The organism is Paenibacillus sp. EKM301P (assembly GCF_011800295.1).
GTDB classification, from domain to species: domain Bacteria; phylum Bacillota; class Bacilli; order Paenibacillales; family Paenibacillaceae; genus Paenibacillus; species Paenibacillus polymyxa.
The window spans coordinates 258,950-274,006 of the sequence record NZ_JAALFM010000004.1 but is presented as its reverse complement, the minus strand read 5'-3'; the positions used below and the strand labels follow the sequence as shown (position 1 = coordinate 274,006).

The 15,057-nt window shown below is 44.5% G+C and carries 13 protein-coding genes; 6 read left to right on the top strand and 7 right to left on the bottom strand.

Annotated elements, in window-relative coordinates:
* Positions 1 to 13: 13 nt before the first annotated feature.
* The 5 genes from HFD99_RS12675 to HFD99_RS12655 all read right to left on the bottom strand — a co-directional run bounded on the left by HFD99_RS12675 (position 14) and on the right by HFD99_RS12655 (position 3,586).
* On the bottom strand, positions 14 to 1,078 hold the full coding sequence (locus tag HFD99_RS12675; RefSeq protein ID WP_017425773.1) for a cobalamin B12-binding domain-containing protein: 1,065 nt from the start codon (positions 1,076 to 1,078) through the stop codon (positions 14 to 16).
* A 182-nt stretch (positions 1,079 to 1,260) separates the two neighbouring features.
* The gene (locus HFD99_RS12670) at positions 1,261 to 1,722 is read right to left on the bottom strand and encodes a MarR family winged helix-turn-helix transcriptional regulator (RefSeq protein ID WP_013309820.1); all 462 of its coding nucleotides are present in this window, start codon (positions 1,720 to 1,722) and stop codon (positions 1,261 to 1,263) included.
* Positions 1,723 to 1,919: 197 nt separating this feature from the next.
* The gene (locus HFD99_RS12665; protein ID WP_167440911.1) at positions 1,920 to 2,387 is read right to left on the bottom strand and encodes a VanZ family protein; all 468 of its coding nucleotides are present in this window, start codon (positions 2,385 to 2,387) and stop codon (positions 1,920 to 1,922) included.
* The gene (gene rpiA / locus HFD99_RS12660) at positions 2,387 to 3,055 is read right to left on the bottom strand and encodes a ribose-5-phosphate isomerase RpiA (RefSeq protein ID WP_016819237.1); all 669 of its coding nucleotides are present in this window, start codon (positions 3,053 to 3,055) and stop codon (positions 2,387 to 2,389) included. Before rpiA ends, HFD99_RS12665 begins: the two co-directional genes overlap by 1 nt.
* A 60-nt stretch (positions 3,056 to 3,115) precedes the next feature.
* Positions 3,116 to 3,586: a GNAT family N-acetyltransferase gene (locus HFD99_RS12655; protein WP_017425775.1), complete on the bottom strand. Its 471-nt coding sequence runs from the start codon at positions 3,584 to 3,586 to the stop codon at positions 3,116 to 3,118.
* Positions 3,587 to 4,053: 467 nt separating this feature from the next.
* On the opposite strand from HFD99_RS12655, the gene HFD99_RS12650 reads away from it, so the two are divergent.
* The 3 genes from HFD99_RS12650 (at position 4,054) to HFD99_RS12640 (ending at position 10,780) form a co-directional block, all read left to right on the top strand.
* Positions 4,054 to 5,823 (top strand): methyl-accepting chemotaxis protein, encoded by a 1,770-nt coding sequence (locus HFD99_RS12650; RefSeq protein ID WP_016819213.1) that lies wholly within the window; start codon positions 4,054 to 4,056, stop codon positions 5,821 to 5,823.
* Positions 5,824 to 5,967: 144 nt separating this feature from the next.
* Entirely contained in the window at positions 5,968 to 9,663 is a 3,696-nt protein-coding gene (locus HFD99_RS12645) for a non-ribosomal peptide synthetase family protein (protein WP_016819212.1), read from the top strand.
* Positions 9,664 to 9,781: 118 nt separating this feature from the next.
* A complete protein-coding gene (locus HFD99_RS12640) occupies positions 9,782 to 10,780 on the top strand; it encodes a polysaccharide deacetylase family protein (RefSeq protein ID WP_016819211.1) in 999 nt (332 codons plus the stop codon).
* Between the two features lie 87 nt (positions 10,781 to 10,867).
* Here HFD99_RS12640 and HFD99_RS12635 read toward each other — a convergent pair whose 3' ends face one another.
* Together HFD99_RS12635 and HFD99_RS12630 are read right to left on the bottom strand one after the other, a co-directional pair.
* Complete coding sequence (locus tag HFD99_RS12635) at positions 10,868 to 11,488, bottom strand: TraX family protein (protein WP_016819210.1); 621 nt, start codon at positions 11,486 to 11,488, stop codon at positions 10,868 to 10,870.
* 22 nt (positions 11,489 to 11,510) lie between these two features.
* Entirely contained in the window at positions 11,511 to 12,188 is a 678-nt protein-coding gene (locus HFD99_RS12630) for a CBS domain-containing protein (RefSeq protein ID WP_038978158.1), read from the bottom strand.
* Between the two features lie 215 nt (positions 12,189 to 12,403).
* Here HFD99_RS12630 and fsa point away from each other — a divergent pair, with 215 nt between their 5' ends.
* The 3 genes from fsa to HFD99_RS12615 all read left to right on the top strand — a co-directional run bounded on the left by fsa (position 12,404) and on the right by HFD99_RS12615 (position 14,941).
* Positions 12,404 to 13,051, top strand: a complete 648-nt coding sequence (gene fsa, locus HFD99_RS12625; RefSeq protein ID WP_013370592.1) for a fructose-6-phosphate aldolase — start codon at positions 12,404 to 12,406, stop codon at positions 13,049 to 13,051.
* Positions 13,052 to 13,284: 233 nt separating this feature from the next.
* Positions 13,285 to 13,740 (top strand): MarR family winged helix-turn-helix transcriptional regulator, encoded by a 456-nt coding sequence (locus tag HFD99_RS12620; protein WP_016819208.1) that lies wholly within the window; start codon positions 13,285 to 13,287, stop codon positions 13,738 to 13,740.
* Position 13,741: 1 nt separating this feature from the next.
* Entirely contained in the window at positions 13,742 to 14,941 is a 1,200-nt protein-coding gene (locus HFD99_RS12615; protein WP_045243876.1) for an MFS transporter, read from the top strand.
* Positions 14,942 to 15,057: the final 116 nt, after the last annotated feature.

Sequence of the window (15,057 nt, the reverse complement as noted above, 5' to 3'; positions counted from 1 at the left end):
GCCAACACTAACATTATCTCTTGAGCGAAAGTATGTCCTCTGCTACCTCCAGCGCTTCCTCCGCACCTGGTGCATATCCATCCGCTCCCACTTCCTGCCATAAGTGTGAATCAAGATTAAAGGGCAATCCACCGACCATAATTTTCACATGACTTGTAGTTGTATTTTGGCGGATCACAGTAATCAGCTTTTTCACCAGATGGACATGGTAAGCCATGGTAGCTGAGATAGCCACCACATCTGCGTTGTAGCTCACAATGGCCTGAAGCAGACTCCGATCAGGTACATTGGCACCTAAATAGTACGTATCCCAGCCATCCATCTCGAAGATATCAGCCAGCATACGCAGACCTATTTCATGCTGCTCGCTGCCTACACATGCTGCTACGAGGCTGCGTCCCTTATTTCCAGCACCTATCCATCTGGGATACAGACTGGAAATAATAAACTGAGTCGCGGCAGTACAAAAATGTTCTTGACCAACCGTAATTTTGCCTTCATGCCACAGACGACCTATTTCATATTGCGAAATTTGAAAAATATATTTATAAGTATGTTGAATAGACATACCTTCATCTAGCAAATGGATGATCCAATCCAAAGCCTGTCTGCGATTACCAAACAGTAAATATTCCAAATATTGAGCCACATCGGCAGCATAGGGATTATCATCTGTAATAAAAGAAGCGTACTCCTCTTTCTTCCCAATTTGCTGTATCCCCAATTCTAAATGCTCCAGCACCACCGTTTTTTCCCTGTGATGAAAGTGCTCTACCAATGTCTCCCGAATTAATTGAAAATTGATGATCAAATCTTCTTGGGTTATGCCGAAACCTTCTAAAAGTCGCTTTAACCAGGAAACATAATACGTAAATAAAATAGGACTGCTCACGATTACACTTTCAGCTAAATAGTTCAAACTATATAAAGAGTCCTGTTTTGTCTTTATTTTACCGTTGTCCCCAAAGCGCTCCAAAAGATCTGGCTGTAATTCGTATTGTTTGTGGGTAACTAGCTCAGCCAAATCTCCTGCTTGCATCAATAGCGACTCACCTGCGGTATATTGCTGTATACTCATGTACAGCTCCTTCCCCGACAAGGTATTTGTATATGAAACAGGTTCTAGGGATGACCTCAGATCGAGACTATTAGACAATTATACCTGATTTGCGTCCCCACTGCCCAAAATTAGACAAAAAAATAAAATACCGAAAAGTCGGTATTTTATCTTAAAGCTGATTTAACCAGAAAATGCAACACTTATGATCCGTTACTCTTCTGTCCCTCAGCTGTTAGTCCAAGCTTTTTTAGCAGATGAATAGCCTGCTCCTTCTCTTCCACGGATAAGCCATCCACAGTCTCCATAATAACACGATGATGCTGCGGGAATATTTGCTCAAAAAAATGACGTCCATCATCAGTTAATTCTGCATAAATTACACGCCGATCATCTTGTGACGCACGGCGGGTAAGCAGGTTTTTTTTCTGGAGTTTATCCACCACATACGTAATATTCCCGCTGGAGATCAGTACCTTTTCTCCAATCTTCTGCAAAGGCTGCGGTCCGCGATAATACAAAAGGTCAAGCACACCAAATTCAGTTGTATTTAATCCATGACTATGAATGTCCCGATTCGTGCGAGACGTGACCGAATTATAGGCACGAGCCAGAACAACGAACAAATTAAGCGCTAAGTCCTGATCATCTGGTTTTACAGACATATTAACAGCCTCCGTTACTCATATCTTTATTCCAAGATATCTTAATTGCGTACTTTTGTCAAGTTTAAGCGCTTCCCTTCCTGCTTTTACGGTCTGTATTGAAGGAATTACCATCTATTATGCGGAAGTTGTCGTTCATTATGTAAAAAAGCCTGCCCTCGACCAGTCATTAAATACTGATATCGAGAGCAGGGCGATTATGATTCAATTCTTAATTTCTTACGTAAAAATACGTAGGCAACACGTCCGCATAATACTCCCAGTACATTCAGTATGATGTCATCCACATCCATCGTACCTGCGCCCAGCAGCATTTGGGTTACTTCGAGAATGACCAATGCGGCCACCACCACTAACAGCAGCCTGCCTACCCTTCGCATAGATACCCAAATGATCGGCAAAAGAATACCGAAGGGGATGAACACACCAATATTCCCGAGCAAATTAACACCCCATACCCGAAAAGGGGAAGAATGCATGGCCCGCCAGTATCGCCCGATCGTATCCAAGGGAACAACATTATATGAATACGGAGGTCCTGATGAATACGGAGGTCCTGGCCGCAGCGTGCGACCAAAACCGAGAAACATCCAATATAATAGAAGCCCTGTATATAATATCAATAACACGAATGCTACATTATAAAACAGACGGTTACCAGACATTATTTATTCCGTACGTCAATTTGTCCATTAGCTCGTGCGATAATAACTTGATCCGCCATGTTAATGAACAGTCCATTATCGACTACACCCGGAATCTGATTCAAGCGAATTTCCAGTTCCTGTGGGTTTTCGATCGTACCATAGCGGCAATCGGCAATATAATTTCCGTTATCCGTAAGGAAGCGCTCGCCGTCTTTCATACGCCATTCCGCTTTACAGCCTGTCTGCCGCAGAGCCTCTAACGTCCATTCACTGGCAAAAGGCACCACCTCGACCGGCAAAGGGAATGCGCCCAGTACCTTCACATCCTTGGACTCATCCACAATAATGATTAATCGATCGGTATTGCTTTCCACAATTTTCTCTCTCAGCAGAGCACCGCCTCCACCTTTTACCAATACCAGTTGCTCATTCACCTCATCTGCACCGTCAATGGTAACGTCAAGCCTCCCAATCTGATCAAACGGAATGATGGGAATTCCCAGCTCCCTGGCCTGATCCTCCGAGGCTTGGGATGTAGCTACAGCCTGTATATGTAATCCTTGTGCCACACGCTCTCCGATTTTTTGAATAGCCCAATAGGCTGTCGAGCCTGTACCAAGTCCTACTTTCATACCTTCCTGAATCGCCTCAACTGCTTTTTCGGCCGCTTTTTGCTTCAAATTCATTATCATCTCTCCCGCTATATAGGCTAGTGTTGATCAACATCTATTTTATATGAGAACGCTTTATAAAGACAGAGACAGCTTTTTACCATAACAAAGACTATTTTCATCGTGTTCATACTCCCCAAATCGTTCAATAGGTTCGTATCCCTGCTTGGTATAGAAGGCAATTGCTTCAGGTTGAGCTGCTCCAGTCTCTAGATTAATCCTTACTACTCCCCGCTTTCTGGCTTCCTCTTCCAGAAAAGATAATAGGCTAACTGCAATTCCTTGTCTGCGATAAGAGGAATCAACATAAAATCTTTTAAGCTCCATCTCTTCCGCATCTATAGGCCTAAGCCCTCCGCAAGCAACTGGTTTTTCATCCATATACACAACAGCGAAAATCATATTTTTAACTTTCGGGTTGGAAAAATCAACCAAGTAAATTTGATCGGCAGGATACCTTTCCAACAAGTCTTCATCCAGCCTGCGAATCAAATGATGCAGATCCGCATGATCGCTCTCAACCTTTAAAATCGTAAACCTCGACACTTTTCTCATCCCTCTTCTCTATACATAGATACATGGACTCATTTCGCAAACAAATCACGAAAACCGCGATAAATCAAGCATTCGCGGCTTCAAATATGAAAAATGTCCCAAATTGATAAGTGCATTTGACTCTATTATAAAGTATGATGGTTTCTGTTGAATAGTTGCTTATGGACTGAAATGAACTCGAATTTCAAGCAGGAGTATAAATTGGAAAATACTGAAATACACACAACCTTTACCTATTAAAAATTAATTTTTTATTGCGTTAGGTATTCATTTCATGAGCTTTTTGTACGACATATATATAGGGATATCATACTTGTCTGAAAAAGACTTAAGACCTATTTTGAAAAAATCAAGGGTCAATTATCTCTATTTATTGTGTTTGTAAGGGGGACTTGATTATCTCATTCGATAAGCGGTTCAACACCATATACAAAAATACTACCAGGGAGTGGAACATTTTGAAAAAGTGGAGTAGCTTATCATTCTTCACCAAAAACTTATTATTATCCTTCTTCAATATCGTATTGATCGGGCTAGTCCTTATTGTGTCTAGCTATTTGATCCAACGTACGATTTTGATTGACCAATTGCATGGGCAAGTGGAAAAAATCACATTGAAGTGGGCGCAGGGCATTAATTCCGATGAAGTATCCCAAGCGGTTCAAGAAAAAAATTATGATGGACCCATTCAAACCAAACTTCGTACCTATCTAGATAACATCATGGCAACGAACCCGAATATCTCTCACGCCTATATTTTCGGAACAGAGCTGGAAAATGGCAATCAGACATCCATTGTCGCCATGCCAACAGATCTGAGAGAATCATTTGAGAAAGATAAAATGGGTGTCGGCGCTATGTACGAGCAACCCAATGTCGTAGCTGTAGGCGTAACTAGCATGCTGGACTCCGGCAAACCTACATTCACCAGTTTTTACGATGACTCTTTTGGTACATGGACGACTTTGATGACGCCGATTAAAGATCCTAGTGGCAAAATCTTTGCCTATTTTGCTGTCGATGCTGATGCCGGTGCTGTACCTGCCGGATTGACCAAGCTGCTCATTAGCGGCGCCACCATTTTGGTGATATTCCTACTGATCTGCCTGGCGCTTCAATATTGGGTAGTAAAACGCACACTATCTCCGATTAAGCAACTGATGTACGGTATCAGTGAAGTAAGCAGAGGAAATCTGGATGTTCAAATTCATGCTGGCCAAGATGACTTGGGGCTCGTGAATCAAAACTTCAACGATATGGTAAGCCATATTAACAGCATTATGACCAAAGTGAAGCAGACTACTGATGAAGTCAATGAATCTGCGAAGGAATTACTCGCAATCTGTGAGCAAAACGGAATCAATTCCAACATCATCAACCAAAATATCAATGAAATTACGGATAATATCCGTTCACAGGAAAAAGCGACAGGCGATAGTGCACGAGCTATGGCTGAAATGGCATCAGTCATTCAAAATATTGCTACCAGTTCTTCCAATGTGGCGGAAGAAGCCAATTCGGTAGAGAAGCGTTCGAATGAAGGTAACGAGATTGTAGATAAGGTATCATCCCAAATGCATTTGATTACCGATTCAGTAACGAATACTTCCCGTATCATCAAGTTGCTGGACAGCCGTTCACAGGAAATTGGCAATATCATTAGCACCATTTCAGGAATTTCTAGCCAAACGAACCTGCTCGCCCTGAACGCTTCTATTGAAGCTGCGCGTGTCGGTGAAGAAGGTAAAGGCTTTGCCGTTGTGGCCAATGAAGTACGCAAGCTGGCAGAACAATCTGCGGAGGCAACTAAACAAATTACGTCTCTGATTGAAGAAATTCAAAGTGAAATCGGACAAGCTGTGAATTCGATGGAGCAAGGGAACGTTGAAGTTCAAAACGGTATCGTCGTTGCTGGACAAGCAGGCGAGTTGTTCAATGACATTCTTCAAGCAACTAAAAATCTAGCATGGCAAATCCAAGAAGTATCCAGTGCTACTGAGCAAATATCTGCGGGGACACAGGAAATGACCGCGACAGCAGACGATCTTTCCTCCACCGTAACCAAAACAGCCAATAACAGTGTTCACATTATGCAAACGGTAGAGGAACAAAAAGCCTCTTTGGATTCTATCATTGAGTCATCCCATAAGCTGACGTCCATGTCTGAAGAGCTTCAAGAAATTACATCTTATTTCAAAATTGCAGACACAAACCGTACCAAATCATAATATCCATTTATCGATTTCAATGCATATTTCATAAGTAAGTCGTTCGGTGATGCCTCCCTCCTGTTCATCCATTTGAAGGGATCGGGGGCATTTATTAGCTTCATCACTTATATTGAAACATCAAACATTCAGGAGGTTAGCGTAATGGCTTCATTACTACAAAACAGCACACAGACAGCTCCATCCCCATTCCTAGTTCCCTTGGATTTTGCACGTATACAGCGCAAGTATACATCCTCTACTTATCAAGTAGAGTTAGAAACATCCATCTCGGAACAACTGAATCAACAAAACACTCCGGAAGACAAACAAGCAGTGCTCTTATCAGCGTATACTGCATGGTTATATCGTCTATCCGCAGAGGAAGAAGTTTCTTTCTCTACTTTTGTGCCTCAATCCGGTCTGCTTATAGCATCGTTGACAGTTGAAAAGGAAACGACTTTTCATGAACTGGCAAGCTTATTTCAGGAGATGCTCCGTGAGCCTAATGCATTCCTGGCAGAACCGCAAGCTGATACTTCATTTTCAACAACACTTCCTACAGACAGCGGTGTAGAATCCCGTATTATGGACTGGGCTGTTCGTGATAACAATGGCACTTATCAATTACAGATTCGGTATGATCAATCACTCTTGCTGGAAACAACGGTGGTTCGCTACGCAGAATACTTTGCAACCCTTCTGCGAGGCGCGCTCAACAACAGCCATGCACTTGTAAATTCCATTGACATATTATCGGACGCAGATCGAGCTGCTCACGAAGCTTTAAATGATACCGTCGTAAAATATCCTGAGCATCAGACGATTCACGGAATGTTTGAAGAAGCGGCTTCCCAGTACCCTGATCGTCCAGCTATTGCTTCGCATACCGGGGAATATACGTACCGTGAATTGAACGAGCGTGCTAACCAAGTCGCACGTGTTTTGTTATCCAAAGGCCTCACCAAAGGTGAATTCGTGACCATCTTCATGGAACGAAGCTTGGAGACCGTTATTTCCCTGCTCGGCATCCTAAAAGCCGGAGGCGTGTACGTTCCTGTTGATCCCGCTCATCCTGCTGACCGGAGTAGCTACATTGTCGAGGACACGCGTTCTCCTTTTGTCTTAACAACTTCCGCACTCACCCAACAAGCGGCTGAACTATGCGGGTCCATTGAAACCGTAAAAGAAATATTAGCTATTGACGGACCACTGGCAGGTTATGCAGCAAGCAATCCAAACGTTGAAGTAAGTCCAGATGATCTAGCTTATGTCATCTACACCTCCGGTTCTACAGGCAAACCAAAAGGTGCCCTGATCGCTCACCGCGGTGTCGTTAACCTAGGAGCTGTCGTACAACGCGATTGTGACATTACGCCTCAGGATGTATTGACCCAATTCGCCACCTATAGCTTCGATGCTTCTGTATGGGATACGATTGGAGCCTTGTTTTACGGTGCAAAATTGTACTTGCTGTCTTCCGAAGAGCGCGTATCTGTGGAAGAATTCGCTGAAGCCATCGAACGTACGGGCACGACGATTATTACCATTTTGCCAACTGTATTCTTTAATCAGCTATCGACGTACTTGTCAGACGAAGGTTATCGCAAGCTCGCAAATGTTCGGATTGTTACCGTGGCAGGCGAAGCGCTGTATGGCTCACAAGTTCGGGCGTTCCAAAGCAAATTCGGTACAGACACAGACATCGTCAACGTATACGGACCAACCGAATGCACCGTAGCGACGACGACCCATCGGGTCCGCGGTGCCGTCCCTGAACATGTCGTTAATATCCCGATCGGCAAGCCGATTTACAATTACAAAGTGTACATCGTTAACGACGATAACAAGCTTTGCCCAGTCAATATTCCGGGTGAAGTATGTATTGCTACGCCTGCGTTGGCCCACGGCTATCTCCATCAGCCGGAGCGTACAGCCCAATCGTTCGTGGACAATCCTTTTGTCCCAGGTGAAAAAATGTACCGTTCAGGTGATATTGCCAAGCTGCTGCCAGACGGTACGATTGAATACGTAAGCCGGAAGGACTCGCAGCTCAAAATTCGGGGGAACCGGATTGAAATAGGAGAAATTGAAGACCATTTCTCCAAACATCCAGGTGTTCAGGACGTAGCTGTTGTCGCCGTCAAGGATCACACAGATCAGAACATGTTAGTGGGCTATTTCACCACTTCGGACGGACAGTCCATTCCACAGGACGTTATACAGTCTTATATTGGAGGCAAGCTGCCTTCCTATTTTGTACCAACCCATGTCATTCACCTGGAAGCTATGCCTATTTCACCAACTGGCAAGATCGATCGTAAAAAGTTGGCTCTGCGCCCACTTCCTGAAGTGTCTGATCTTACGTCCGGCGGGGAACCTCTCCGTGAAGGAACTGAAACACTCATTGCCGAAGCATGGACACAAGTGCTTGGTAAACATAACATTGGCGCGACTGATGATTTCTTCCTGATCGGAGGCGATTCGCTTCGTGTCATTCATGTGCTGGCTATTCTGAAGCCGCGTTATGGCGCGCTGCGTATTGGAGACTTCTTCCGCTATAAAACTGTTCGTGAGCTTGCTGAATACGTGGAGCAATTAGGTACAGAACAAGCGCCGCAGCGCAAGTCACTCGCGATTTCTCAGGAAAAAACAGATTTGAATGAACATCCTATTGAGTTGCCTGGCGCTTCAGATTTAGCTGAAATCCGCGACTTGCGCGTGATTTTATTGACCGGAGCCACAGGATATCTGGGTTCACACATTCTGTATGACCTGCTCCACCGGACAGAAGCCAAAGTATACGCAATGGTACGCCCTTCTCAGGACGGTCCATCTGGCTTTGAGCGTATTCAATCCGTTTTGACAGGATATTTTGGTCAAGATATCTCCAGCTTGATGGAAGGACGGGTGAAGGCTATCTATGGGGATCTAGAGCAAGCGGATCTGGGTCTCTCTTCTGTCGACCGCCATATGCTAGAGCACCAGATCGACGGTATCATTCACAGCGCTGCTGACGTTCGCCATTTTGGTGATTCGGCAACCTTCGATCGCACGAATGTGACCGGAACATTGGAACTGCTAAAAATCGCTCAAGCTAAGCCAGGAGTCTCCTTCCATCATGTTTCCACTATGGGAATACCGGAGGATCTTGCAAACGAAGGAAAATGGGAAACGACATTAGAGCTCTCTGCCTTCCCAGATGAACTGAACGTGGACAACCTGTACACGAACAGTAAACTTGCGGCAGAGAAGCTATTGTTCCAAGCAGCTCAAGCAGGTACACCTGTCTCGATCTACCGTGCGGGTAATTTGACAGCCCATTCGGCCAACGGACGCTTCCAGCGTAATATCGACAGCAATGCTTATTATCGTATGATGAAGGCGATGCTGCTGCTGGGCAAAGCTCCACAAGCCGATTGGCATACAGACTTTACACCAATTGATTACGCCAGCCGTGCTATCGTAGAACTGTCCGTCAAACAAAAAAGTGCGAACCGCATTTTCCATATCTGTAATCCGAACCCACTGCCATATGATGAACTGATCGCTATGGTAAACCAGCTTGGTTACGCAGTAGAAACGCTGCCTTTTGACGATTACAGCGCTTGGCTGCTGAATCCGTCTTCTGGCATTCAGGAAGATGCACTTCACCTTGCTATGGGACAACTCGAAGGTGATGGTGCCAAGGATTCAGCTTACCGTTACGGCTGCTCTGTAACCACAGCTCTGCTGGAACAAGCTGGCGTACAGTGTCCGGTAACCAACCTGGAGTTTATTCGCAATATGATCCAGCATGCGGTCGAGATCGGTTACTTCCCGGCCTCATCTTCGGTATCTGTACAAGCAACACAGAGGTAACAAAGTTGTGATATTTCCCCCGCGTGTTTTCGGTATGATAGACTAGATTTTGCTAGTTTCATATTTAGTATAAACCTCTATACTTTCAGAATTTTTTGCATGCGGGGGATGTCATTCAATGAAACACACTTTTTTAAAAAGAACATTGCTCATCATAAGCTTGGTAGCTATTCTCGGGATTTTGGTGCATGAAGCACGTAATATTTATCACACACCTGTAGTCAAAGGAACTCATCGTACACGCACTGCTAATGCAGATCGACTGGTACGCCATTTATTTTCACTGACGCCTACGCCAGATAAGGTATATTACCAAAACAAAGTAATTGTCCTGATGTATCATGAAGTAACCAAGACTCCACCTGATCCCGGTGCTCTCAAGCTTAGTAATTTAACAAAACAATTGGACGAAATGAAAGCAAATGGCTTCCATTGGATCACCATGAAAGAGTATACGGATTTTATTTTACATAAAGGCAAGGTTCCCGCTAATGCGGTCCTTATGACATTTGACGATGGTTATGAATCCTTCTATACGGACACTTTTCCCGTGTTGAAGAAGTATCATGTTCCGGCTACCAATTTTCTCATTACATCCACAATCAGCAATCCTAAACATATTGGTATACCCAAGCTGACATGGGATCAAATTCATCAGATGCATGCAGAGGGCATTGATTTTTACAATCATACCAATGACCAGCATGCTTACGGATACTCCAACACAAAGCGCACCAAACAAAAACCACTTCTGATGGGCCCGGTGTATTCGAAAAAGCTGGGGCGAATGGAAACCGAGGACGAGTTCAAACAGCGGGTTTATACCGATTTGGACCTGGCTGACAAGAAGCTGTTTAAACATTTACACAATGATCAGAATGTACTGGCCTTCCCTTATGGTGGGTATACCAAGGAGACGTTGGAAATTTGCCGCTCCTTGGGAATTGACGTTACGTTTACGGTGAAACGAGGAATTAACTCACCAGGGCAAACGAACGGCTATCGCGTCAATGCAGGAGGAATACACAATATTCCCGAAGTATTGGTGCAATATATGAAAGAAGGGGCTCCACTTCGCCCACTTCCTTTTGCCCAAGGTCCCAACAAAGTATCCTGAACAGCATAGTATATTTAGGATAAAAAGAACCTTTACAACCACTATAAGTCGTGGTTGTAAAGGTTCTTTTGTTGTATGGATTCGAGTTCAGGGCCAGATACGAATTAGCGCAATAACAGCCAGATGTACGGGATAAAAGCTGCGCCACAACCAACGCGGTACCCGACGATAAAATCCGCTCTCCCCTGTGGCAAAACATACAATCAGAATACTGGACAGCAGACTAAAGTGCTGAATATTCGCATGGTGTACCATATCATACACAACATTCAAAACAAAATGGGCAGCAATCATCATATATGAACGGGTGTATCGATAGATGAGAACAAGCAGCAGACCATAGGCTCCGTAATCCATCTGGCTGAGCTCCATGAACAGGGCTGTGAGGACGTACAGACCCGATACAGCCACCCAATGCTTCATGCGAGATGCAGCAGCCAGCGCGAGTAACGACGCCAGTAGCGTCCAGATCACATTGGGTCTATACACATCAAATGCCAGCATATAGGGCACCTGGGAGATCAAGGCCAGCCCTAGCAGGCGAAGCATGTAGCTCCGCATATTTCGGGTACGGGTATAGCCCATATAGAGGGCGTATGCGTAGATTGGAAAAGCAAGCCTGCCGGCAATTCTCCAAGCCGGATCTGTCGGAAAAAACACAAGTCCGACATGGTCAATCAGCATCGTCAGCATGGCCAACCAGTACATATAAGGCCCCCTTATTCATGTTTTAGGTCTTTTCTTCCGTCAAATTCAGAATGGCGTTCATAATATCCGTTTTCGTAACCCGCCCTACTAGCCCCTGAATTGGAGCCGAGGAGGTACATGGCTCGTCCAAAACAGGAAGACAATTAATCTGATGCCGGATCAGTCTCGATATTGCTTCCAGTAAAGAATCTCCTGGAGCAAGCGTCGTCATTTGGGCCCGGCGAGTCATAGCCATGGTCACCGGGACAGTGTGAAGATCAGTATGTCCCAGCATGACCTTCAGCAAATCCTTGCGGGTAACAATACCAATGAGCTCCTGCTCCTCCCCCGTGACCATCAGCGTGCCTGTATTTTGCTGAAATAGCATTAACACCGCATCATAGGCGGTAGCATCACCTGATATCAAAATCGGGTCACTCAGTATATCTGCCACAGTCAGCTTTTTGAGCATACTGCCGATATGGCTATCATAGTTTGGATAACGCCCTGGCAAGTAGCCTACCTTTGGTTTGGCATCTACTAGCCCGAGCATAACGAGCAAAGCAAGGTCAGAACGCAAAGTCGGCCGCGATAGTCCCAGCTCTTCAGCAATTTTATCCCCTGTAACAGGCGCCAGACGCTGGACAATATCTACAATTTCCCGCTGTCTTTCTGACAGTTGAATAATGATTACCTCCTTATGGAATGGGGTAGTATACATTATAATGAGATAGGTCGGTCAATTTCAGCATGTTTCGACAATTCATCAAATTTTAATCAAAGACCGCTTGTTTTCAAATTTAAAATGTGTCACAATTAAAAATGTAATACATACTAATTATAAGTTTAACGTGTGCAATATGCTACATTTAAATGAGCTAATGTACGCCATATGATATGTATTATGTACTATATAACCCTGAGGAGGAAAATCAAATGAAATTTTTCTTGGATACTGGTAACATTGAAGAAATCAAACGTATTGAACGTTTGGGTCTGGTTGATGGTGTAACAACGAACCCTTCCCTGATCGCTAAGGAAGGTCGAGTGTTCAAGGAAGTCATTCAGGAGATTTGCAGTATCGTTGAAGGTCCCGTAAGTGCTGAGGTAATTGGCCTGAAGGCTGAAGATATGCTCGCAGAAGCTTATGACATCGCAAAGTGGGCACCTAACGTGGTGATCAAGCTTCCTATGACCGAAGACGGTTTGTACGCTTGTAACGAGCTGACCAAGAACGGAATCAAAACGAATGTAACATTGATTTTCTCCGCAGCTCAAGGTTTGATGGCAGCCAAAGCTGGTGCTACTTTTATCAGCCCGTTTGTGGGACGTCTGGATGATATCGCCGTTGACGGCATGAAGCTGATCCGTGATCTGAGACAAATTTTGGACATTCATGGTTTGAAATCCGAAATCATCGCTGCTTCCATCCGTAACATTAAGCATGTAGAAGATGCAGCTCTGTCTGGTGCACATATCGCCACTATTCCAGGTTCCTTGCTTCCTTCTTTGTGGAAACATCCGCTGACAGACAGTGGTATCGAACGCTTCCTTAAGGATTGGGAAACCGTACCTAAAGCTTAATTCGCCAGTCATGGCAAACTATATTGTACTAAAACCCGAACAGCCCGTTTTTTGCGGGCTGTTTTTTTGCTCTTTTTCCCGCATAGACAAGTAAAAGTAAAGTAGAAAAGGAATGTATGTTTACAAAACGCTGCACAACTTCTTTTGACAAAACAACTTGTTGTCCATATAATTGTTATAACAACTAATTAATTTCAAAGTATCCTGTGCGGAAAATTAGAAAGGAGTGTCATATGAATAATTTGCCTCCCGATTGCTCTATTGGGATGTTGCTTGGAATCACCCATCGCAAAATGAGTCAACAGCTCTCGCATCGGCTTAAACCTTATGATATTTCCCCAGAGCAATGGTCGGTTCTGTACCAAATCTATCAGGCCGAGGGTTTAAATCAGAAAGAAATTGCAGCTAAGGCTGTAAAGGACCAGCCCACCACGACTCGTATTATTGATTTGTTGGACAAGAAGGGCTGGGTACAGCGTGTGAACAGCCCACAGGATCGCCGGGCTTATTTGCTTCATTTGACTGAAGCAGGCCGACAGCTTGTGAAGGAGACTCTCCCCGTCGAACGAGATGCCAACCACGATTTTGTAAAAGGAATTTCCTCTGCAGATCTGAAGCAATTCCGCCAAACGCTTTTACAAATTCATACCAACATGACTGAATCAGAAAAACAAGGAGAGAACGATTAATATGCAACAAGGCAAGCAACCTCTTTGGACCAAGGAATTTATCGTTCTTACGGTTTCCAATTTATTTTTGTTTCTGGAACTACAGATGATTGTATCTTCCATTCCTTCCTATGTGAAAAATGCATTCCATGCTACCTCCGTGCAGGTCAGTCTTGTTACGACTTTGTTCGCATTAAGTGCAATTGTCGCAAGACTTTTTTCTGCCCGTATGCTGGAAAAAGGACATCGCAGCGTCCTGATCTTCGTTGGACTGCTGTTTGCATTAGCAGGAACGTTGGGATACAGTGTTTCACCGACAATTGCGGTACTCCTGCTCATGCGTATGCTGTTTGGGATTGGCTTTGGTATGAGCAGCACTGCCTTTCCAACAATGGTCACTGACGTCATCCCTCCCAAACGTCTCGGTGAAGGAATGGGATTTTTTAGTCTGTCCACTAGTTTAGCCATGTCTATTGGGCCAACCATCGGTATTTCGATGCTGCAATACGGCAGTTTTAACCTGCTTGCCTATTCGACATCTGCTGTCATTGTTGTCATTTTCCCTCTAGCCTACTGGCTCATTCGCACACTGCCTAAGGGGCATGTCGAACCACCTATGGTCCCTTTGGAGGAAGGGCGCAAACCGGCATTCAACCGTAAATTGTGGATTCCCGCCTTGTTGAACATGTTGATGTCTATCACATATGGCGGGTTGCTCGGTTTTATGGCGCTCTATGGAGATGAAGCTAATCTGGCGCACCCGGCTTACTTTTTCCTGTTTAATGCGGTATCTGTACTGATCGTGCGCCCCTTCTCGGGCCGTATATATGACAGAAAAGGGGCAAAGGCACTGCTCATCCCTGGTTCCCTGTTTCTCATTGGTGGTCTGATTCTGCTTTCCTACGCACACAGTGACGCCTTTATGTATCTGTCTGCTCTTTGCTACGGTATCGGGTTTGGTGTTATGCAGCCAACCTTGCAAACCTGGATGATTCAGGTCGTGTCACCTAAACAGAGGGGCATGGCAAACGGTATGTTTCTCAATTCCCTCGATTTTGGAGTCGCAGCCGGAGCACTTATACTTGGCGTTATCGCCAAAGCCAGTGATTATGCATGGATGTATCGTCTTTCGTCACTGTTTGTTGTGCTGTTCTTGCTGATTTACGTCATTCAGATTATCGCAAGCCGCAAGCCTAAAACAAATGTCCCTCTGGAGGGGTAAGACTATTCTTTAAAATGAGTATCCATCTATATTTGCTCAAATATCAAAAGCACTCGTTACCATGGCTTTACATGGAAAACGGGTGCTTTTTTTATTTCAAAGCTTTTTCAATTGCA